We start from the raw sequence: 21,211 nt of genomic DNA on the forward strand, positions 1-21,211 counted from the left end.
ACGGCTCCGGCCAGCTAACCGACCTGGCCGTCTCTGCTTCCGCTAGCTTGCGCCGGCGGAGCTGCGACCCGCCCCTCTTCATCCTGACGGACGGCGTGGGTCACTATTCGTCACGGGCGGCCGCCTGGCTCATGGCTTCACGTATGACCACCCTTTCTCCTGCAGTTCCATCACGCGCACGACGCCTGATTTCACCACCTCCGCCTGAGCGACAATTGGGATATCCTTGTTCTCAGCCTTATGCATTCTTTCCTGGGTGTTGCCACAAGCCTTGAACGACACCTCCGGCCTACTCAGCGCCATCTCCTCGATACGGGCCTTTACCGGCGACGTGTCATCGCGCAGCATATGCAGGCCGGGCCCAAACGTGACCACCTCGATTTTCACGTTCTCGCCGAGATCCTTGTAGTATTGCGCAACGTTCGTTGCGTTGTTGAGCGCGAGATTCATCGCGGCGGCGTCGTTCGTGTTCACCTGCAAAACTAAAAGATGCGCCTTGGAGTCGGGTGCAAGCCGAGCGTTGGCGGCGAGAGGGGATCGTTCCCTTTTATGTGTGGTGACTTTACCAGGTCTGGTGGCTTTACGCGCTACTTCCGCTCTTGCTGCAATGCGCGGCTGGTACATAGCAGGATTCGTCGTTGTCGGTACCCAGTACCGTCCGCCTTGCTCCGCCGCAGCGAACGACGGCGCGAACAGGACTGCTGTGGCTCCTATGGTGGTTACGCTTGCAATATGTTGAAACATGTTCATGGGGCTCTCCTATGCACAAACTTCATCGGACACCATCACCTGCTCGGCTTCGCGACCGGGTGTGGCCATTTGCATGCAACAGTCATCTTCGCGCGCACCGCCTCCCACCCCCTGAGCGAAAACGTTCCGTCCAGCGCGCCTCCCGTGCGAGGTACAAGGTGGACGCTGAGGCTTCCCACGTCTGGAAGGGATTGCAGCAAGGCAATCACGTCCCCTCCGAACGCGACCCCGGCTCCGGACGCCGGCAGCGCTGCCGCGGCCCGCACCTGCTGACCATCGTTAACACGATAGGAAATCGCGTAGTCGCCGCCGCGGCCGGCGATGCCGGACCCCGCGACGACCAATTCGGTCCGCCCTCCGCGGCAACGAATTGAAAGCTTCATTTCAGTTTCGGCTGCTCCATTGCCCGACGCGATCGTCGCGGTCATCAACGGTGAATAGTCAACTGGCGAGGTTGTTTGGCTGACGATCCAGTTGTCTCCTTGGGAGGCCATCTGATGCGCAGCAGCAATCGGCCCAGACGTCTGGCCGGGGCAGTCCGGCCCTTCGGCGCGCTCCAGCGAGTTGCAGTCGCGAAGCTGCGCCGCCGGATCTACGGCCCCTTGCGTCCAGGCAATCCCGCTTGTGAGCGCGATTCCAACTACAATTGGGATGGCCGCGCCTCTCATTGCGATGCATGCGCTGCGCGCTGTTGACGTTCCAACCAGGCTTGCGCCGCCGGGAAGCGCACGAGGCCAGGAACCGTCGCCGCGAGATTGATCGATTTCCACTTGGGATCGAAGCCGGGCTCCTGCAGCTTACCGATCCGCGAGAACAGATGATCGACGAAACGCGCGATGCGCTGAAAGCGGTTCGATCTGGCTGAAAAATTGAAGGCGACAAGAGCGGTCGGAACGGCAATCGTGGTTACACGTTCGCCCGGCTTGATCAGATTGGGATAGTCCGTGGCATTGAGCGCCGCGGGCAGATAATAGTCCTCGAACTTGCTGTTATAGGGGATCGGCAGGAACTTGAACCCCTGCTCCCAACGACCGCGCACGAAAGCATCTACCGGCTTCGAGGTAATGAAGACGACCGCCGCTATCTCGCCCTTACGCATCTGCTCGAGCGCGACCTGATGCGGGATGAATGTCTTTTCCACGTCGAGGCCGAGCCGACTGAAGATCAGTGGGCCCGAATAGGCCGCTGCGGTACCCTGGGTATTGAAGTTGACTTTCTTACCGACGAGATCGTTCAGACCCTGAATCTCGGGACGAACGAAGATATGAAGTTCGGATGGGAATAGATTCAGGATGTAGGCAAGCCGCTGCTGAATATCGGGCACCTGGCTCTTATATTCCTCCAGGACGTCCGAATTGATGATCGCGGCATCGATGCCGCGCAAATAGAGCAGTGAATTCACATTTTCCGTAGCGCCGCGCGTCACGACCGGCAGAACGTGCAGATTGTTTCCGTCATCGACGACACGGGCCATCTCCGCCGCCAGGCGGATTGGCGCTCCCTCGAGAAGGCCTCCTGCAACACCGACCGTCCAGGCGTTCATCGCCACTTGCGGCTTTTGCCGCGGCACCTCGCGAGGCAACGGGCGAACGCCTTGCATCCGGGCGTTTTGAGTCTGGGCGTCCGCAGCGAACGGCTGAATAGTTACGGGCGACGAGGCCAATGCCATGAGCACAAGTCGCGGAGCTAAACCAAAAGACCAGTTCATCAGCCCCTTCCTTTCCAAGCTTTGAAGGCGCTACCCTGTGCTACGGATGTAGCGCCTCCATCCGAGCCTTCGTCGCGCGTTGCTCATCCGCCGCCGCGTATCGCGCCTGATCCGGGAAAGCCTGCGGTTGGGACGCCCACGTCATCACGACGACCGCGGCAGCGGCAGCGGTCCACACGGGCGCCGCTCGTCCCTCCGCTTGCAGGCGTATCATTGTGTTCCGGGCAAATAGCGTCCTGTCCGAATCGACGCGCGACGTGCCCGAGATCTCGTAGGCGGCAGCTACGTCATCCTTGCCTAGGATTGACCTGTTTTTCATTGGGCGACCCATCAGCCATCAACCGCCGCACGGTGAGATGGCCTTTTCAATGCGTCATCACGCACCTTATGCGCTTCGCTTGCCCGCTGCTGGGAAACTCTTAAGGGGTACATCCAAGGAAGCGGCTTCCAGCATCAGGCGACGCGATGGCCAACCAGATCGAGAGCTTGACTTCAGTAACCACCGTAGGTCGGCTGGAAAGCGCACAGTAAGACGTAGCCCCCTGCACGAGAAAATCCGGAACGTTTTCGATTGAACCTGTCGTTTCCCAATTCCCGTATTCTTTGCTGCGCGGGAGGCTGCACGAGTTTTCGATAACTGGCTTCCATTCAAAGGGGCACGAAATGCGGTGCGCCGCGAGAGCGCATGCCTGCCGTCGCGGCGTCAGGCGGTGTTGCCGGCGTCCACGGTCAGAACGGTGCCGGTGATGTTCCGGCCGCCTTCTCCCAGGAGATATTCGACCATGGAAGCGATGTCATCGGCTTCGGGCAAGCGACGCAACGCGCTGCGGCCGGCGATACGCCGACGGCCGTCGTCGTCCAGGGACTTGGTCAATTCGGTGTCGACGAAGCCGGGCGCGATCGCGTTTACGGTGATGCCGAGCTTGCCGACTTCGCGGGCCAGCGAACGGGTGAAGCCGCCGGCCGCGGCCTTGGACGCGGCGTAGACGGACAGGCCGTTGTAGCCGGTCGAGCCAATGATGGAGGAGATGTTGACGATGCGCCCGGCACCATCGGCCATCATATGGCGCACCACGTATTTGGTCAGAACGATCGGCGACAGCACGTTCAGACGGATCAACGCCTCGATCTCGGAATTGCGCATGTTGGCCAACAGTCCTTCGGTGCCGATCCCGGCATTGTTGACAAGGCCGTAGATCGCGCCGAAGGCGTCGCGCAGTTCCTTCACGAAGGCGGGAATCTTGTCTGTCTGGCCGAGATCGAACGCCCTGAAGTGCAGGCGGTCCGCGCCCGCCTCGCGGATGGCCCGTTCCAGATCCTCGCTCTCGCGGCGCGCGACCGCGATCACCTTGTAGTCGCCGGATGCGACGAGCCTGCGCGCAATCGCAAGCCCGATGCCGCGGCTGCCGCCGGTGACGAGAACGTTACGCATCGGCCCGCGCCAATTTTCCCGCTGCGGTGACGTCGAGGCGTTCGACGAACCGGATCACCGCAGGCACCTTGTATGCCGCCAGCGATTCCTTGCACCGGCCGAGAATCTCCGTGCGGATCGTTTCCTGGCGACCCGCATCAGCGTCGTCAGCGAGGACGATGTCGGCGACCACGATGGCGCCGGTGATCGGGCTCTTGCGCGACCGCGCGCGCGACATCCGCACCGCCTCGTGTTGGTTGATCACGGCCTCGACCTCCTCGGGATGGACCTTCAGCCCGCCGATGTTGATGATGCCGCCGCGCCGGCCGACGAAGTGGTAACGCTCGCCGCGCAGTTCGACCATATCGCCGGTGTCGATGAAGCCCTCGGCATCGGCGAGCGGTGGCGCGACGGCGCCGATATAGGCGTGCGCCGTGCGACGGGATCGGATCCGGAGTGAGCCGTCGACGACCTTCATCTCGACGCCGTCGCGGTTCCGCCCGACAAAATCGGCGGGAAAACCCTCGCGCCCATCGTCAACCGCGAAGCCCACGCCGGCCTCGGTGGAAGCATAGGCATGGCCGATCGACGCGTGCGGAAAGGCACGGGCCAGTCCATCGAGCACCGCCTGGTCGGCGATCTCGCCTGACAGACGGACATAGCGCGGCGAGAAGTTCGCTGCAGCACCGCTCATCAGGAGCTTGCGCCAGTGCGACGGCGTCCCGGAGATGTGCGTGACGCCGCCTGCGCGCAGCCGTGCCACGTAATCCGCAATGGCTTCTCCGGGCTCCGACAGCACCATTGATCCGCCGCCGATCACGGCGCGCAGCAATATCTGCAGGCCGCCGTAGCGGCGGATGTCGTAGAACGTCGCCCAGGCCGCGTTCGGGTGGCGCGCAGCCCCTTCGGCAATGATTGCGCCGGCCAGCCCGTCGAGCGTATGTCCGACGATCTTGGGCGGCCCTGATGTGCCCGAGGTCAGCATCAGCCATTCTGTCGCGCGTTCGGTCTTCCATGGCACCACCGCAGGTTCGGGCAGACCGACGCCGACGACCAAATATTTGCCAGCATCGCATCGGTCCGGCCGGTCGGTGACGATGGCGTCGATCTCGGCATCCGCAAGCAGCGCCTGGATGTGATCCGGATCGAGGTCGGGCGGGCACAGGAGCATGCGGCGGGCGACACCGTCGAGCTCGATCATGGCGAGCGCGGACTGCAGCTGCCCCGACGCCGCAAGCAGCACCGATCGGCCGGACAGTTCGCGGGACCTGCCGATCAGACAGCTGTGCCCGAGAATGTCGGTCAGCGATACGCTGTGCCGGGCATCGGAAATCGTGCGGCCCTTCAGCTCCGGGCCGAGATATTCGCGCAATGCGAAGGTCTCAGGCGGGGACATTCTCGTACACTCTGACGAATTCGCCGACAGTCGATGGGAAGGCGGCATCCTCGGCAATGGTGAACGGATCGATCCCGAGATCGTCCTCCAGCCGCGCGACCAGGATAGCGAACGCCAGCGAATCGAAGCCGGTGTCGTGGAGCGATAGATCGTCCTGCAGCGGCGGGAGCGTGACCTTCTGTTCTTCGGCGATCTGCTGCATCGCCGAGAAAATCCTTGACCTCACTGACATGGAACACCTCACCTCTCAAGAAAAACGGCTTGCGAGCCGACGTTAAAACCTGACTCCGCCCTCCACGATACGTGCGTAGACGGCGCGGTTGATCGGACAATAGCCGCCGGTCGCCGGATCACGCAGGAACAGCGGATCGTCCACGACCGAGGGATCAAATCCCTCGCGGATCAGCCGCTGCTTGTTCTGTTTGAAGGACTCGGTGGCGTCGAGCGCGCGGCAGAACCTGACGAAGACCGGGTGCGAATAGACCGGAAGCCGGCGCGCCAAATGTTCCGCGAAGATCCTGAAATCGAACCCTTGGTCTACTACCAAAGCCACCATGCCGGCGCGGCCATCGGCACCGGGAATAGCGACCCCGTAGGTCGAGGCATCGAGAACGCCGGGGCAGCAGTCCCTGATCGCGTCGTTCACCTCGCTGGTCGCGACGTTCTCGCCCTTCCAGCGGAACGTGTCGCCGACCCGGTCGACAAAATGGAAGTAGCCTTGTTCGTCGCGAAGCATGAGATCGCCCGTGCGGAACCAGGCATCGCCTTCGGCAAAGACGTCGCGCAGCACCTTCTTCTCGGCCTCGGCCGGGTCGGTGTAGCCCTCGAAGGGGCCGCCGCCCCGATCTGCTGTGCCGATACGCCCGACCGCCTCGCCGATCTCGCCGTGGGCGCAGGCGATGCAGAGCCCATCCTCGCCGCGGACCGGGCTGCCGCTGTCGGCATCGAGCTTCACGATCGAGGCGGGAAAGCGATGCGCCAGCAGCGGCGGGATCCGGCCGATCGCGCCGGGTTTTCCTTCGACGTTGAACAGCGAAAAATTGCCGTCCGTCGCGGCGTAGAATTCGAGGATATGAGGAATCGCGAACCGCCCGGCAAACGCCTCCCAGATGTCGCCGCGCAATCCGTTGCCGACGGCCAGCCGCAGCCTGTGTCTTGCTCTTGGCCCGGACGGCGGCGCCTTCAGCAAGTAGCGGCAGAGCTCGCCGATATATTGGAAGACGGTGCAGTCGAAACGCGCGATGTCGTCCCAGAAGTTCGTTGCGGAGAATTTCTCCGCGATCACGACCGAAGCGCCCGCGCGAAGCATGCTGCAGGGCGCGGCGACACCGCCCACGGAATGATGGAGCGGCAGGCAGTCGTAGAGACGGTCGTGCACGGAAGCGTCAGTGAGCCCGGCAAACCAGCCTCCCCAGCTGAGAATGCGGCGATGACTGACGTTCGCCGCCTTCGGCAGCCCCGTGGTGCCTGAGGTGAAGATGAGAAGCGCGCGTTCATCGATCGTGACGTGGCCGCGTTCGGCGGAGGAAAGCGGGTGGGCGTCCGTGGCCACGAGCACTGTATCCAGATCGGCGCCTGCGCCGCCGGTACCGAGGTTCCAGGTTGGCGGCACACGATCCAGATGCGGACGTGCGGTCTCGAACGCATCCACGCACTCGGCGGCAAGGATGATATGATCGGCGCGTGCGAGATCGATGCAGTGGGCGAGCGACGGTCCGACCAGCCTGGTGTTGATCAGCGCCACCGTGCTGCCGACCCTGCTGATACCGAGCCAGCAGGCGAGATAGTCCGGCCGGTTCGGCATCAGAAGGCAGACGGTGCAGCCGGTACGGATGCCGAGGCTCAGTGCCCAGCGCGCATATCGGTTGACCCGCGCGGCGAGTTCCCCGTAGGTGAAGGATTGGCCATCCGAGAGCAACGCGGGGCGCCCGGGTTGCCGCTGCGCCCAGTCTTCCACGACGTCAGCGAACAGTCGATGCGGCTCGGCCTCGATCTGCGAGATCAATTCGATGGCCTTCAGCCAGGTTTTGGCGACGGAGGGCCTGCGCCGCGGAGCGCCACTTCCAGTCGCCCGCTGGATCACCCCTGCTTCCATGACCTGACCATGCAGATGAGTTTGATCGATGTCCGCGCGGACAGCCTCCCGAGGCGCGTTATCCCGCTCCGGGTCCGAGCTGGTTGAGGATCAGCTGCTCCAGCGTCTTCACCGATTGGAAATTCTCGGGCGTAATCTCGGGTTGAGGAAGGGTGAGATCGAACTCGGCTTCGACCCTGAGCATCAGCGCGACCATATCCATCGAGTCCAGTCCGATATCTACCAGCCGCGACTCCGGATGGACATCCGCGATGATCGAGTTCTGCTCAAGGACGCTCCTGACGACAAAAAGAACACGGTCCTGAACGCTGGCGCTTAAGTATTGCATTTCAACCCCATACATCGCGTGAAATGGCACGATCGTCGTCGATGCGAAGATAGCTGACTGCAACCCAGGTCAATAGCTCTACTTCGGAGGTACCTCCCTCGGAAGCGCATTGCTCATCGATATCCACCTTTGCGCCGCCGACTCCGCAGCCACGGTCGGTTAGATTGCCGCCCTCGGTTAGATTGCCGCCCTCGAATTCGCGCGGAAATCATCTCAACGCGGTGCGGGTCGTCCAACCATCAGGGGCGGGTCGTCCGACCATTAGGTGGGAGGCTTTGGGCCATGAACGTGCAGGAAGTTCAGTTCCGCAACTTCGCCCCGGAAACCAGCCGAGTACAATTCAGTTCCGACCGCGCCTCGTTCCAGCAGCGGACGGCTGTCGTCGCAGAGGCGGCGGCGACGGAGGTCGAAGCGGTGGACCGTGAGGCGCGCTTCCCGCGGAAGGCCATCGACGCGGCACGCAAGCAGAGGCTTCTGGGCACCCAGATCCCGATCGAATTCGGCGGAGACGGCGCATCGATATCTGACGTAACCGACATGTGTTACGCGCTCGGCCGCGCCTGCGCATCGGCCGGGATGATCTTCGCGATGCATCAGACCAAGGTCGCGTGTCTTGTCCGCCATGGCGGGGGCAGCACTTGGCACGAAAAGCTGATGCGCCGCGTAGCGACCGAACAGCTGCTGTTGGCGTCGTCGACCACGGAAGGCCAGAACGGCGGGAACATCCGCTTCAGCTCGGCGGCGGTTGAGCACGCCGGCACCGAGATCTCGCTGCTGCGCGACGCGACGGTGATTTCCTATGGCGCCGAGGCAGACGGCATCGTCACCATCGCACGCCGCGCGGACGAGGCCGCCGGATCCGACCAGGTGATGCTGGCCATCACCCGGGACGACTATACGCTGGAGCCCACGGTCGCATGGGAAACGCTCGGCATGCGCGGGACTTGCAGCGCCGGCTTCAAGCTGAACTTCAAGGGCACCGCGGAACAGATATTCCCCGTGCCTTACGACAGGATCCATGCGCAGACGATGACGCCGGTCGCCCACCTGTGCTGGTCGTCGGTCTGGGCGGGAATTGCGGCCGCCGCGGTCGACCGCGCGCAACTGTTCATCCGCAAGGCCGCCCGCGGAGCCGGCGGCAACATGCCTCCCGCCGCGTCACATTTTACCGCCGCCAGGATGACGCTGACGAAACTACGCGCCATCATCACCGCGAATCTCGAGTCCTATGCGGCCCGTGAACAGGACGAGCGCGCGCTGTCGTCCATCGACTTTCAGTCTTCGATCAACCTTCTCAAGGTGGAGGCTTCCGAACTCGCCGTCGCGGCCGTGCTGCACGCGATGCGCGCCTGCGGCCTGTCCGGCTACCGCAACGACACCGACGTCAGCGTTGGCCGCCACCTCCGCGACGTGCTTTCAGCTCCAATCATGATCAACAATGACCGCATTCTCGCCAGCATGGGTACCGCCACGCTGATGAGCGCCGTCCCGGTGTCCCTGCGCGATTGATTTTCTCCTCAAAGGAATGGGGCTCGACATGAACGTGGCCATGTTTGCCGCCGCACCGGTGGAAACCACCGATCCGCTGGACCATCTCACTGACGTGCTGTTCCACCGGATGGGCTCTCCCGGGGTCTATGGCCGCACTGCGCTCTATGAAGACGTCGTGGAGCGACTTGCGGCACTGATCACGCGGCATCGCGAGCCGGACGCCGAGGTGATGCGCTTCCCTCCCGTCATGAACCGCGGACAGCTCGAGCGGTCGGGCTATCTGAAGAGCTTCCCGAACCTGCTCGGCTGCGTTTGCGGCCTGCACGGCACGGAAAGCGAAATCGACGTAGCGGTCGACCGCTTCGATGCCGGGGGAGACTGGACCGCGGCGCTGTCGCCGGCCGACCTCGTGCTGTCGCCGGCCGCCTGCTATCCGCTCTATCCGATCGCGGCAAGTCGCGGTCCGGTGCCGCCGGGCGGCTGGCTTTTCGACGTCGCCGCCGATTGCTTCCGTCGCGAGCCCTCGCGCCATCTCGACCGGCTGCAGTCCTTCAGGATGCGCGAGTACGTCTGCATCGGCAGTCCCGACCACGTCTCGAAGTTCCGGGAGCGTTGGATGATGCTTGCTCAGGAGATCGCCAGCGATCTTGGGCTGACCTTCAGGATCGACTACGCCAGCGATCCGTTCTTCGGCCGCGTCGGACGGATGAAGGCAGTGAGCCAGCAACAGCAGGCGCTGAAGTTCGAACTGCTGGTGCCTCTGCGCTCCGATGAGCAACCGACCGCCTGCATGAGCTTCAATTACCACCGCGATCACTTCGGCACCGCCTGGGGCATCACGGATGCCTCGGGGGAGCCGGCCCATACTGCCTGCGTGGCCTTCGGAATGGACCGTCTCGCCATCGCCATGTTCCAAACCCACGGCAGCAACGTCGCCAGATGGCCGATCGCAGTGCGGGATCTGCTCGGCTTCGCGCGGGACGATCGCTAGACGATTTTGGCATTCGAGGAACTCCGATGCTCCAACGAAATCCCGAGGTAGCCCGCGACCGAAGCGCCGGAGCGCCGACCTCTCTGAAAAGAGAGACCATCGCCGTCCACGGCGGGTTCGACAACGATCCGGCCACCAAGGCCGTCGCCGTGCCGATCTACCAGACGGCCTCGTACGCCTTCGATAGCGCCGACCATGGGGCCGCGCTCTTCAACCTTGAAGTGGATGGCTTTCGCTACACCCGGATCGGCAATCCGACCAACGCGGTGCTGGAGAAACGCGTTGCCGCCATGGAAGGAGGCATCGAGGCGCTCAGCGTGGCGTGCGGCCAGGCCGCGGTGAACTATGCGGTGACCAACATCGCTGAGATGGGCACCAACATCGTCTCGGTCCCGCAACTCTACGGCACCACGCATACGCTGTTCGCGCATATCCTGCCGCGGCAGGGCATCACGGTCCGGTTCTCGGAAGACGACCGTCCGGCGAGCATGGAAGGATTGATCGACGACGACACGCGGGCGGTGTTCTGCGAAAGCGTTGGAAATCCGGCCGGAAACGTCTGCGACATCGAAGCGATGGCAGAGGTCGCCCACAGGCACGGCGTGCCGCTGATCGTCGACAACACGGTGGCCACCCCGATCCTGCTAAGACCGATCGAATATGGTGCTGATGTCGTGGTGGAGTCGTTGACCAAGTTCATGGGTGGGCATGGCACCACGCTCGGCGGAATCATCGTCGACGGCGGCAACTTCCCGTGGGCGGAGCATGGCCGGCGCTTTGCGATGATGAACGAGCCGGAGAAATCGTACCACGGGCTGGTCTTTACCGAACGTTACGGGGCCGCCGCCTACATCGCGCGCTGCCGCGCCGTCTCCTTGAGGAACACCGGCTCCATCCTGGCGCCGCTGAACGCCTTCCTGTTACTCCAGGGCATCGAGACCGTCGCGTTGCGGATCGAGCGCCACGTCGAGAATGCCGAGAAGGTCGCGCGCTTTCTGCGCAACGATCGCCGCGTCGGATGGGTGAACTACGCGGGCTTCCAGGACAGCCCCTATCACGCACTGACGCAGAAGTATCTGGGCGGCCGGGCGTGTTCGTTGCTGACCTTTGGCGTGGCCGGAGGGTTCGAGGCCGGCAAGCGGTTCTACGATGCGCTCAAACTATTCAAGCGGCTGGTCAACATTGGCGACGCGAAATCGCTCGCCTGCCATCCCGCATCAACCACGCACCGGCAAATGTCGCAGGAAGAGCAGAAAAAGGCCGGCGTGCGGCCCGAGATGATCAGGCTGAGCGTCGGAATCGAGCACGTCGACGACATCATCGCCGACCTCGATCAGGCGCTCCATGCCGCGGATTGAACCCACACAGCCATGAAGGCATTCCAATGCCTGTCCTAGTCGACATAGACGCCTACGACCACCACCTCTTCTCGAGAGCACCGAGCGGAAGCGCCGCCGCAAAGGCGTCACTGGAAAACCGGGCGGAGTGTCTCGATATCGGGCTGATCAACAACATGCCGGACGCCGCCTTGATGTCCACCGAGCGCCAGCTGTTTGACCTGCTCGGCGCGGCGGCCGGAAGGCTCCTCGTCAGGCTGCACTTCTACACGATGGAGAGGACGCCCCGTTCGGAATGGGGGCGCGATTACGTGCGTCGATACTACCGCAGCACCAACGATCTGGTGATCGGCAGCCTGGACGGAATAATCGTCACCGGCGCCGAACCGAGAGCTGCCCGCCTGACGGAAGAGCCATATTGGACCACCCTCGCCCAGGTCATGGACTGGGCCAGGGAGAATACGATCTCGTCGGTGTATTCCTGTCTCGCCGTCCATGCGGCCGTTCTGCACATGGATGGCGTGGAACGCCAGAAGCTGCCTGCCAAATGCATCGGCGTCTTCGCTCAAACGAAGACGAGAGATCATGCCTTGATGCACGACATTCCCGCGATCTTCAGAATTCCACACGCCCGGTGGAACGAGGTGCAGGAGGAAGCTATCGCGACCTGCGGATATTCCGTTCTCACAAAGTCGGCGGAGGCCGGGATCGATTGCTTCGTCAAGCAGCATAAAAAGAGCCTTTTCGTCCATTTCCAGGGCCATCCGGAATACGATACCCAGAGCCTGTTGGGCGAATATAGAAGGGACATGGGCCGGTTCCTCCGGGGAGAGAACGAAATCTGTCCGACGATACCGAAAGGTTATTTTGGCGCGAAGGCGGAAGAGATCCTGACCACCTTCCGGCGAAAAGCCCTTTCGGACAGACGTCCGGAATTTTTCGCCGATTTCCCGGCCGATCACTTGGCAAAAAATCTGAGAAACGCCTGGCATCTGCCGGCCAGGCGCATTTACCGCAACTGGCTGCTGTACATGGCGTCGCAGCGAGCCGCACGCTCAAGGCCGCTGGCGCTTAACGGAAGGAGCCGAACGAAGCCGGTCCAGGACCGCGGCGGATACCGCGCATTCGGGCACCATGGGTAACGGTAGGAGGCGCAAGAAGGGAGTTCGCTCCGTAACCGGAATTCCGGCTCGTCGCCACAGACGCAAGCAGGACGCCGCCCGTCCGGAGATTCCCGCGCCGGACGACGGCCGCGATCCGCTCGCCGACCTGCTGACGCAGAAGCGGGAGCGGATCGTATGACGGAGTTCGGACCATGATCCGATGCCGCGAGATAGTAAGAGCCGATCTCGCCGCCGTCGCCGATCTCTTGACGCGCGGCTTTGAGGGCCGCTCGCGCGACTACTGGATGGAGGGGCTCCGGCGCACGTCCGTGCGCGAGGTGCCCGAAGGATTCCCGCGCTTTGGCTACATGCTCGACCATGAGGGGACGCCCGTTGGTGTTCTGCTGTTGATCTACACCGCACGGGACGACGGCGGCGAGACCTGCATCCGCTGCAATGTTTCCAGCTGGTATGTGGAACCCGCCTTTCGCAACTACGCGTCGATGCTGACCAAGGTCGCGCAACGCCACGAGCATGTCACTTACATCAACATCAGCCCGGCGCACTGGACCTGGCCGACCATCGAGGCCCAGGGATTCCGCGCGTATTGCGGCGGCTTGTTCTTTTCCTTTCCCGCTCTGTCGCGTTCGGCGAAGGGCATGCGCGTCGAGGTCGTGCAACAGGACGCGCAGGCGATCGGCGGCTTGTCCAAAGCCGACGTCGCGCTGCTTGCACGGCACGCGGCCTACGGCTGCCTCAGCCTGGCCTGCCGCGCGGCCGATGGCCGCGGCTTTCCCTTCGTCCTGCAGCCGATGCGTAAGCGCCGGATCGCGCTGCCGGCGATGCAGCTGATCTATTGCCACGATGTGGCCGACTATGTCGCCTGCGCCGGCGCTATCGGCCGCTTCCTGCTCCGGCGCGGCCGGATCTCGGTCGCTCTCGACGCCAATGGCCGCATGAAGGACCTGGTCGGCGTCTATCGCGAGCCGCTCGGCCGCAAATACTTCAAAGGTCCGCAGTGCCCCCGCCTTGCCGATCTGTCGGATACCGAGCTGGCGATCTATGGACCGTAACTCAGTCGCCTATACGGAGGACCGTCATGATTCCCAACAGCAAGTCCGTCAGCCACTCGCGGACATGGACGTTCTTCAAAGGCCAATGGCACGAGGGCAATGTGCCGATCATGGGGCCACGCACCCATGGGCTCTGGCTCGGCTCGACCGTGTTCGATGGTGCACGCGCTTTCGAAGGCGTTACGCCCGACCTGGACCGCCATTGCGCGCGCGTCAATCAATCCGCGGTCTACTTCGGACTCAAGCCCATCGTCGATCTCGACACCTGGCTGGGTCTGGCGCACGAAGGCATCGCCCGCTTCCCGGCCGGTGCCGAGCTCTACATCCGACCGATGTATTGGCCGCAGAACGGCGTCGGGGGCGGAGTGCTGTTCGATCCGGAAACGACCGACTGGTGCCTGTGCATCTACGAAGCGCCGATCCCGAAGCCTGTCGGCAGCGCGATCACGCTGTCGCCGTTCCGCAGACCCACGGCCGAATGCGCGCCGGTCGGCGCCAAGGCCTCCTGTCTCTATCCGAACTGTTCGCGTGCGCTGATCGAGGCCGCCTCACGCGGCTTCCAGAACTGCCTGATGCTGGACATGCTCGGCAACGTCGCGGAGTTCGGCAATTCCAACGTGTTCATGGCGAAAGATGGTGCTGTCTACACGCCTGCTCCGAATGGCACCTTCCTGAACGGCATCACCCGGCAGCGGGTGATCGAACTGTTGCGCGGCGAAGGCGTCACCGTGATAGAGGCCACGCTGCACTATGTCGATTTCCTCGCCGCTGACGAGATCTTTTCGACCGGCAATTTCGCCAAGGTCGCGCCGGTCATCCGTATCGACGACCGGCAGCTCACGCCCGGCCCCTTCTATGCGCGTGCGCGGAAGCTGTATTGGGATTTCGCGCACACGGCAAAGCTTGCGGCGTGAGATGGAGCGGTACGCAAATTGAGATGGTGTGGCATGGCTTCTCGGGTTGCCGATCTAATCGTTGATTCTCTGATCGCGCACGGCGTCGACCGGGCATTTGGCGTACCCGGCGAAAGCTTTCTTGCGCTCCTTGACGCTTTGTACGAACGCAACGAGATCGATCTCGTGACTTGCCGCCACGAGGGAAGCGCCAGTCTTGCCGCAGTCGCCGACGCCAAGCTCACCGGCCGCCCGGGTGTGGTGATGGCAAGCCGCGGACCGGGCGCATCCAACGCGGCGCTTGGTCTCCATGTAGCTTCGCAGGAGGCCATACCCCTCATACTGCTGGTTGGTCAGGTCGACACGCCGAATCTGAAACGCGACGCAGTGCAGGAGATCGACACCGGGCGGGCCTTCAGTGGCCTTATTAAATGGTCCACCAGAATCGATTCAGCGGCCCAGGCACCCGAGATGGTGGCGCGCGCATTTTCCGTGGCACTTAGCGGCACGCCAGGGCCGGTTGTGATCGAGCTCCCTCAAGATGTTCTCGAGATAGAGGCCGGCCTGCTCACCGCCAGGGTTCACGGCGTCGCGCGAGCCGAGCCCAGTCAAGCCGCCGTCGAGCAGGCGGCCGCCTTGCTTGGAAAGGCGGAGAGGCCGATTCTGCTGGTCGGAGGAGAGTGTCGGACGGCGGAATTTCGCAAGGATCTGGTCGCACTGAGCGAGCGCTGGAATGTTCCGGTGGCAGTCACCACCAAGATGCAAGATCAATTCCCGAACGATCACCGGCTCTGGATTGGGCACCTTGGCTTCTTCACCTCGCCAGCTCATGTTCGACTCTTTGAGCAAGCGGATCTGATCGTTGCGATCGGAACCCGGCTCGGCGACTTGTCTTCTCTCGGATTTCGATTTCCGCGACAATCGCCGACGTCTCAGCCTCTGGTTCACGTCTACCCCGATCCGAATACCATCGGGGCTCATTTCCATACGAATGTTGCGATCGTCTCGTCGGCGCACCCCTTCTTGAGATCCTGGCTCGACCTGCCGGTCGCCGTACGCGAGCGCGGTGGGTGGATCGAAGCCGCGGCGAAAGCTCGGGAAGCGGTGCACGCATGGCCCGAGCAGCGTATCCCCAGCGCTGATGTCCTTGGCCATGCGGTTGCGGCCTTCGCCAAACATTTCAAAGCAGATGGTATCGTGACGACCGACTCCGGCGACTTCGCCGCCTGGGTACACCGGATATTCCGCTTCAAGCCGTCAGCTCGACTGCTCGGCTCCGCCTGCGGCGCGATGGGCAGTGGTGTTCCTTCTGCATTGAGCGCGAGCCTTCGCTATCCGGATCGTCAGGTGATCGCGTTTTGCGGCGACGGCGGCTTCCTGATGACCGGGAACGAGTTGGCAACCGCCGTTGCCCGCGGGCTTAATATAACGATCGTGATCTCCAATAACCAATCGTACGGCACCATCCGTTCACATCAGGAAAGAGCATTTCCGAACCGCCCTTGGGGTACGGATCTATCCAATCCCGATTTTGCGGCTCTTGCCCGCGCCTTCGGCGCGCAGGGCTATACGATCACGACCGCAGCCCAGGTGGCCGAAGTCGTCGCGGCAGCAATGTCGGCCAACGGCCCCGTTGTGATCGAAGTTCGATCTGATGTACGCCAAACAATCGATCGATCCCTCGTTGCGGCGTCTGGCTGATGCCTCAGCGTCACGGTAGCTCGCATTGCGGCTTCATCTCAAGTTTGGACACGGGCTGAGGTGCCTCTTTGGAGGTACCCCACGTTGAGCGACTCGTTAGGTACGTTGCCCTTGAGGCTGAGTGGCTTCTTCATTTTTTTGCGATAGACTGGTTGTGTGGGACCCGGAAGAATAACCGCCGCTGCTAGCGCCACCGGGATACTTTTTAAAGCCGTGCATAATTACTCAACCCGTGAGGTCCTCGATGCCGCTTGCGCTTATTGAAACCAGCCATTGCAACGTGGATCTCAAGCCGTCGCCGATCGAGCCATCCTGGATTCTTGAAGGCAATCCGGAAGCCCGCTCGTGCTCGCTGTCGATCAGCGCGGACAGCGCTGCCAGGACGCTGATCTGGTCCTGCACCGAAGGCAAGTTCAACTGGTACTACGATGTCGATGAGACTATCGTGATCCTCGAAGGATCGATCGTGCTCGAGAGCGAGGGCATGCCGCCGAAGCGCTATGGCATCGGTGACGTGATCTTTTTCCGCAACGGGGCGCACGCCAAATGGCATGTCGAGGGACATGTGAAGAAGGTCGCCTTCTTCCGCCAGACCAACCCGTTCGGTCTCGGTTTGGCCGTCCGCGCCCTCAACAAGCTCAAGCGGATGTTCTTCGTCCCCGGCGGGCGTCGCTCCACGCCGCAACAAGTCCCTGCTCCACTCTATGTTCGCGATGCCGCTCCGGCCCGCTTTTCGTGGCGGCGCAAACGCACGACGTGAACTGATGCCTCTAATTCCTTGCTATCCGATTTGGGAGCCATTGACTGAATGTCATCGAGCTGTAGCAGAATCGCACTCCTTATCGACGGCGCCAACCTTCATGCAACCAGCAAGGCGCTTGGTTTCGATGTGGATTACAAGCGACTGCTCAAGGAATTCCAAAGTCGCGGCACAATACTTCGCGCGTTCTACTACACCGCGATCATCGAGGATCAGGAATATTCGTCGATCCGGCCCTTGATTGATTGGCTCGACTACAACGGCTATACCGTGGTCACCAAGGCGGCCAAGGAATTCACCGACGCCAGCGGCCATCGCAAGCTGAAGGGCAGCATGGACATCGAACTCGCTGTTGATGCCATGGAGCTTGCCCAACATATCGATCAGATGATTCTTTTCTCGGGCGACGGCGACTTCCGCCGGCTGGTGGAGGCGATGCAACGTCGAGGGGTTCACGTCACCGTCGTCTCAACCATTGCCAGCCATCCTCCGATGATCGCCGATGAACTTCGGCGTCAGGCCGACGCTTTCATCGACCTCTTGGATTTGAAGCCCAAGCTTGGCCGCGACCCGTCCGAGCGGCCGGCCTCGCGCGACCCGCGCCATCACGCGTTGCAACGCGACCACGAAAGCTGACAACGACCTTCAATGATCCCATTTTGACTTCTGGGTGTACACACGGTCCCAGGCTTCCCGCGAGCCGGATCCGACATCCTGCCCGAACGCCCCGTTGGCGCCGGGGCCGGCCCACCTTGGTGCGAACAAGCCTGTTGCATCATTTCCTTGTCGAATCAGTGAATGATCCGGCGATGCGGCTGCCTCTCAGAATTCGTTCAGGTAAGCCGTATCGCGGTCGAAGACGTGGGCGATATGCCGGTTCACTGAACGGACCCGAGCCATGAATTCGATGTCTTGGTGTACCGACAGGAAGACGTCGCGATAGACCTTGACCTCATCGGGGAGCACGGGAACGAGCGTCGGATTCGCCTTGGCAGAGAACAGCGGCAGCAGCGCGATGCCTGCACCCGCAGCTACGGCGTTCTGCTGCGCATGCATGCTCGACGAGCGGAAGGCGACGTTAGTCGGCTCAAGCACATCCAGCAGCCAATGCACCGGCTGGATAGCGATGAGGTCCTCGACATAGTCGACGAAGGTATGAGACGCGAGTTCGGCCCGATTGGCCGGCATCCCGCGAAGGGCGAGATAGGCGCGGCTCGCATACAGAGCGAGACGAAACGATCCGACCTTCTTGACAACGAGCCGCTGCCCGTCGGGATGCACGAAACTGATAAAGATGTCCGCCTCGCGCTTGGTCAGGCTGATCAGATGCCGCTCGGTCACAAGCTCGACCGTTATTCCCGGGCTCCCCACCGCCAGCTCCGTGAAGCGTTCCGCGAGAAAAAAGGCGGCGATCCCCTCCATGGTCGCGACGCGCACCCGCCCCGTGGCGGTGCTCGCGTCCGAGCCCAACGCCTGTTGAACGGAAGACGCTTCCTGTTCTATACGTTCGGCGATCGCGAACAGGCGATGGCCGTGTTCGGTCAGGACAAAGCCGTCCGGCTTGCGATCAAACAGCTTGACCGAGAGACTCTTCTCCAGCTCGGCAATACGCCGGCTGACGGTAGTATGGTCTACCTTCAGCCGCCGTGCGGCTGGCATGAGGCGGCTTTGGCGTGCCAGTTCAAGAAAATAAACCAGATCGTTCCAATCGAACACGAGTAGTCCTAACAGATTGAGCAACCAACTTGGCAACCAATGGACTTGCGTGGCCCATCTTGCGAGATCGGCGCTCCGAACGCCAGTCCGACGATGACGCAGTTGTGCATCGCGCCATGGGCACGACGGAGACCGGCACCATCCGGCACTCGTCGCCCGTTTGCGCGGTTGTGGCAGTCTCGCGTAACGGCCGGTGAGGACCTGCTGGCGCGCCTTCTCTCGGTTTGAATTGTCTTCGGATCGGGTCAAGAATCCGGATTGACGCCGCTGTGGAATGAGATGGCCTCAGCCGTCGCGCCCTGCTCGGCCAGCACGGGTGCGATATCGGTCGAAACAGCGTCGATGAACGTCGCGGGAACCAGCCGCTTGCGATTGACCTTGAGATCGAACACATCGAAGCGGTTGTAATAGCCGACCACGTCATGGAACTGTTTTGGTTCGACGCAGCGCTGCAGGTCGCATTCCGCGTAGGCGATGCCTTCCTGATCCTGCAGGACGTCTCCGAACGCTTCTCCCGTGGGATCGACAAAGAAGCTCGCCGCCCGCTGCGTGCGGTCGATCACGTCGATGACCGATGGTTCGCGCGCGATCAGGAATTCGCGCATCGCCGCATCCATGAAACCGGCGGTGATGATGCCAAACGCCTTGGCTTCGAACGAATGCGCGCTGGCGCGGATGCGGTTGGCGGCGACATTGTTGAAATTGCCGCCTGCGCTCGGCCGCCGCGTCGGCCACATTGGCGGCCAGCTCGAGATGTGGATCTGCTCGGCCTGCGCCATCAGCGCATAGCGCGCCAGCGGATTGGTGTTCTCGCCGCAGATCAGGTTTCCGACGCGGCCGGCCGGCGTGTCGACGACGCGGAGCCCGGCGCCATCGCCCGCGGCCCAGATCAGCTTCTCGTAGAAAGTAGGCACCAGCTTGCGGTGATGGTTGAGAATGGCGCCATCAGGGCCGATCAGGACATTGCTGTTCCAGATCAGCCCGACACTGGTCGGCGAGCTCTCGCTGATGCCCATCGAGATCGTGACGCCGAGGGACCTGGCTTCACGCCGCAACGCCGCGATTTCCGGTCCCGCGATGGCGACGGACTGCTCGGCCATCAGCACGAACAGGTCGTGGTTCTCGATCGGCGCCCACAGCGCCGCCCAGACCGGAAATGCCGGAATATAGGTCTCCGGAAACGCGATCAGCTGCGCGCCGCCGCGGGCCGCCTCACGGATGATCGAAATCGCCTTCGCCGCCGTCGCCGCGCGATCGAGAAACACCGGCGCTGCATGGACGGCAGCAACTTTCACGGATGACGTCATTATCGCGAACCCTTCTTATGATTGCAGCCGCTCGCTGCCATGCCGGCTTCGGTGCCCTGCAGGCATATCCACTGCGCGATCACAGGCGTTCGCCCACGAAATAGCCCGACAACCCGGTGCCGGGCGCACAGTTGACGTATTCGAAGATCTGGCCTTGCTCCGGCAGCACGAACACCTCGTGCCAGGTGCGGAGCTGATTGGCCTTGCCGAACTTGCGATAACGCGCGATCGCGGCGGTGAAAATCGCCTCGTGCGACGCATGGCGCTCGGCCCAGTTCTCCATGTGCTCCAGGGACAGGAAATAGCCGAGCGCGTGGGTTTCGAGTTCCGGCCTGCCTTCGGCATCGCAGGTCTGCTGAAAGCGCAGCGAGCAGCAGCCGGTCGCCTGGGGACTCTCCCGCAAATAGGCCATGCCGCGCTCCAGCGGCGCGCGCAGATCGCGCATATAATCTTCGGTCTGCGCCGGATCGCAACGGCCCCAATACGCGGCAGAGCGAATAACGGTGAAGTTTTGCGGCGTGACGATGCGCCAACGCGCCGACCGGGTGTCGCGGGCAATCGGCGTCGGCAACTCATTCATGGCAGGCGCCAGCGCATCCACAGCAGCCAGCGGAATCCGATCTCGCATGGCGCCGTAATAGCCGCAATAGGGCGTCGGATAGACCGCTACTTCAGGCGATCGGCTCAGCGCGGCCGGATAATCCTTCCAGTACAGCGTTTCCTGCCGCTCCACCGGCACGGTGACGCTTTCACGGAAATAGCCGTTCGGCTCGGCAAGACGTGCCGCGTCGGTCCACCAGGCCGTCAGGTGCGGATCGGCCAGCCAGTCATCGCGGCGCTCTCGATCTACCCAGTAGGCCGCGACGATGTGGGTATAGAGGCCGTTCTGGTCGATGAACCAGGCATGGTCGTGCACCGTCGGCCCGCTCGGCAGACTGATCGCTTTTTCGATCCAGGGAAAGAACGGCGACGCGTAGACGCTCTCGGCGTCACGCCCCTGAATGCCATGAAACGCCACGCACAGCGTCTCGCACTTGTTGGCAAAGCCGGCGGACCATCGTTGCACCACGGGCTCAAAGCCCTTTGGCTTGCGCAGCGGATTGACGCGATCGAAAACCTGAAGTCCCATTTCGCTCCCCTTACTTTCTTTG

At 62.5% G+C, this 21,211-nt stretch carries 20 protein-coding genes; 9 read left to right on the plus strand and 11 right to left on the minus strand.

Features of this window, described 5'->3' with window-relative positions; genetic code table 11:
- Window positions 1-129: 129 nt before the first annotated feature.
- The 8 genes from C7G61_RS10290 to C7G61_RS10330 all read right to left on the minus strand — a co-directional run bounded on the left by C7G61_RS10290 (window position 130) and on the right by C7G61_RS10330 (window position 7,688).
- Window positions 130-750: a DsrE family protein gene (locus C7G61_RS10290; protein WP_108513949.1), complete on the minus strand. Its 621-nt coding sequence runs from the start codon at window positions 748-750 to the stop codon at window positions 130-132.
- Window positions 751-785: 35 nt separating this feature from the next.
- Complete coding sequence (locus tag C7G61_RS10295) at window positions 786-1,418, minus strand: hypothetical protein (RefSeq protein ID WP_108513950.1); 633 nt, start codon at window positions 1,416-1,418, stop codon at window positions 786-788.
- On the minus strand, window positions 1,415-2,419 hold the full coding sequence (locus C7G61_RS10300; protein ID WP_190241769.1) for a TAXI family TRAP transporter solute-binding subunit: 1,005 nt from the start codon (window positions 2,417-2,419) through the stop codon (window positions 1,415-1,417). Before C7G61_RS10300 ends, C7G61_RS10295 begins: the two co-directional genes overlap by 4 nt.
- Window positions 2,420-3,161: 742 nt before the next feature.
- Complete coding sequence (locus C7G61_RS10310; protein WP_108513953.1) at window positions 3,162-3,890, minus strand: SDR family NAD(P)-dependent oxidoreductase; 729 nt, start codon at window positions 3,888-3,890, stop codon at window positions 3,162-3,164.
- Window positions 3,883-5,265, minus strand: coding sequence for a class I adenylate-forming enzyme family protein (locus C7G61_RS10315; protein WP_108513954.1), 1,383 nt, complete (start codon window positions 5,263-5,265; stop codon window positions 3,883-3,885). Before C7G61_RS10315 ends, C7G61_RS10310 begins: the two co-directional genes overlap by 8 nt.
- Window positions 5,252-5,497, minus strand: coding sequence for an acyl carrier protein (locus tag C7G61_RS10320; protein ID WP_108513955.1), 246 nt, complete (start codon window positions 5,495-5,497; stop codon window positions 5,252-5,254). Before C7G61_RS10320 ends, C7G61_RS10315 begins: the two co-directional genes overlap by 14 nt.
- Window positions 5,498-5,539: 42 nt before the next feature.
- On the minus strand, window positions 5,540-7,360 hold the full coding sequence (locus C7G61_RS10325; RefSeq protein ID WP_108513956.1) for a long-chain-acyl-CoA synthetase: 1,821 nt from the start codon (window positions 7,358-7,360) through the stop codon (window positions 5,540-5,542).
- Between the two features lie 58 nt (window positions 7,361-7,418).
- Window positions 7,419-7,688: an acyl carrier protein gene (locus C7G61_RS10330; protein WP_108514098.1), complete on the minus strand. Its 270-nt coding sequence runs from the start codon at window positions 7,686-7,688 to the stop codon at window positions 7,419-7,421.
- A gap of 282 nt (window positions 7,689-7,970) precedes the next feature.
- On the opposite strand from C7G61_RS10330, the gene C7G61_RS10335 reads away from it, so the two are divergent.
- From C7G61_RS10335 to C7G61_RS10375, 9 genes are all read left to right on the plus strand, one after another.
- Window positions 7,971-9,197 (plus strand): acyl-CoA dehydrogenase family protein, encoded by a 1,227-nt coding sequence (locus C7G61_RS10335; RefSeq protein ID WP_108513957.1) that lies wholly within the window; start codon window positions 7,971-7,973, stop codon window positions 9,195-9,197.
- A 28-nt stretch (window positions 9,198-9,225) separates the two neighbouring features.
- A complete protein-coding gene (locus tag C7G61_RS10340) occupies window positions 9,226-10,170 on the plus strand; it encodes an amino acid--[acyl-carrier-protein] ligase (RefSeq protein WP_108514099.1) in 945 nt (314 codons plus the stop codon).
- Between the two features lie 83 nt (window positions 10,171-10,253).
- Complete coding sequence (locus C7G61_RS10345; protein ID WP_108514100.1) at window positions 10,254-11,528, plus strand: O-acetylhomoserine aminocarboxypropyltransferase/cysteine synthase family protein; 1,275 nt, start codon at window positions 10,254-10,256, stop codon at window positions 11,526-11,528.
- The gene (metA, locus tag C7G61_RS10350; RefSeq protein WP_244608232.1) at window positions 11,525-12,649 is read left to right on the plus strand and encodes a homoserine O-succinyltransferase MetA; all 1,125 of its coding nucleotides are present in this window, start codon (window positions 11,525-11,527) and stop codon (window positions 12,647-12,649) included. Before C7G61_RS10345 ends, metA begins: the two co-directional genes overlap by 4 nt.
- 173 nt (window positions 12,650-12,822) lie before the next feature.
- Window positions 12,823-13,683 (plus strand): acyl-CoA acyltransferase, encoded by an 861-nt coding sequence (locus C7G61_RS10355; protein ID WP_108513959.1) that lies wholly within the window; start codon window positions 12,823-12,825, stop codon window positions 13,681-13,683.
- 26 nt (window positions 13,684-13,709) lie between these two features.
- Entirely contained in the window at window positions 13,710-14,597 is an 888-nt protein-coding gene (locus C7G61_RS10360; protein ID WP_108513960.1) for a branched-chain amino acid aminotransferase, read from the plus strand.
- Window positions 14,598-14,630: 33 nt separating this feature from the next.
- Complete coding sequence (locus C7G61_RS10365) at window positions 14,631-16,277, plus strand: thiamine pyrophosphate-dependent enzyme (RefSeq protein ID WP_108513961.1); 1,647 nt, start codon at window positions 14,631-14,633, stop codon at window positions 16,275-16,277.
- A gap of 244 nt (window positions 16,278-16,521) precedes the next feature.
- Window positions 16,522-17,037, plus strand: a complete 516-nt coding sequence (locus C7G61_RS10370; RefSeq protein ID WP_108513962.1) for a cupin domain-containing protein — start codon at window positions 16,522-16,524, stop codon at window positions 17,035-17,037.
- A gap of 48 nt (window positions 17,038-17,085) precedes the next feature.
- The gene (locus C7G61_RS10375; RefSeq protein WP_108513963.1) at window positions 17,086-17,673 is read left to right on the plus strand and encodes a LabA-like NYN domain-containing protein; all 588 of its coding nucleotides are present in this window, start codon (window positions 17,086-17,088) and stop codon (window positions 17,671-17,673) included.
- A 186-nt stretch (window positions 17,674-17,859) separates the two neighbouring features.
- On the opposite strand, the gene C7G61_RS10380 is transcribed toward C7G61_RS10375, so the two are convergent.
- From C7G61_RS10380 to C7G61_RS10390, 3 genes are all read right to left on the minus strand, one after another.
- Complete coding sequence (locus C7G61_RS10380; RefSeq protein WP_108514101.1) at window positions 17,860-18,753, minus strand: LysR family transcriptional regulator; 894 nt, start codon at window positions 18,751-18,753, stop codon at window positions 17,860-17,862.
- A 245-nt stretch (window positions 18,754-18,998) separates the two neighbouring features.
- On the minus strand, window positions 18,999-20,060 hold the full coding sequence (locus tag C7G61_RS10385) for a carbon-nitrogen hydrolase family protein (protein WP_108513964.1): 1,062 nt from the start codon (window positions 20,058-20,060) through the stop codon (window positions 18,999-19,001).
- A 79-nt stretch (window positions 20,061-20,139) separates the two neighbouring features.
- Window positions 20,140-21,189: a phenylacetaldoxime dehydratase family protein gene (locus C7G61_RS10390; RefSeq protein WP_108513965.1), complete on the minus strand. Its 1,050-nt coding sequence runs from the start codon at window positions 21,187-21,189 to the stop codon at window positions 20,140-20,142.
- Between the last annotated feature and the right edge of the window lie 22 nt (window positions 21,190-21,211).

Origin of the sequence: Bradyrhizobium algeriense (genome assembly GCF_003062295.1) — a bacterium.
GTDB lineage: Bacteria > Pseudomonadota > Alphaproteobacteria > Rhizobiales > Xanthobacteraceae > Bradyrhizobium > Bradyrhizobium algeriense.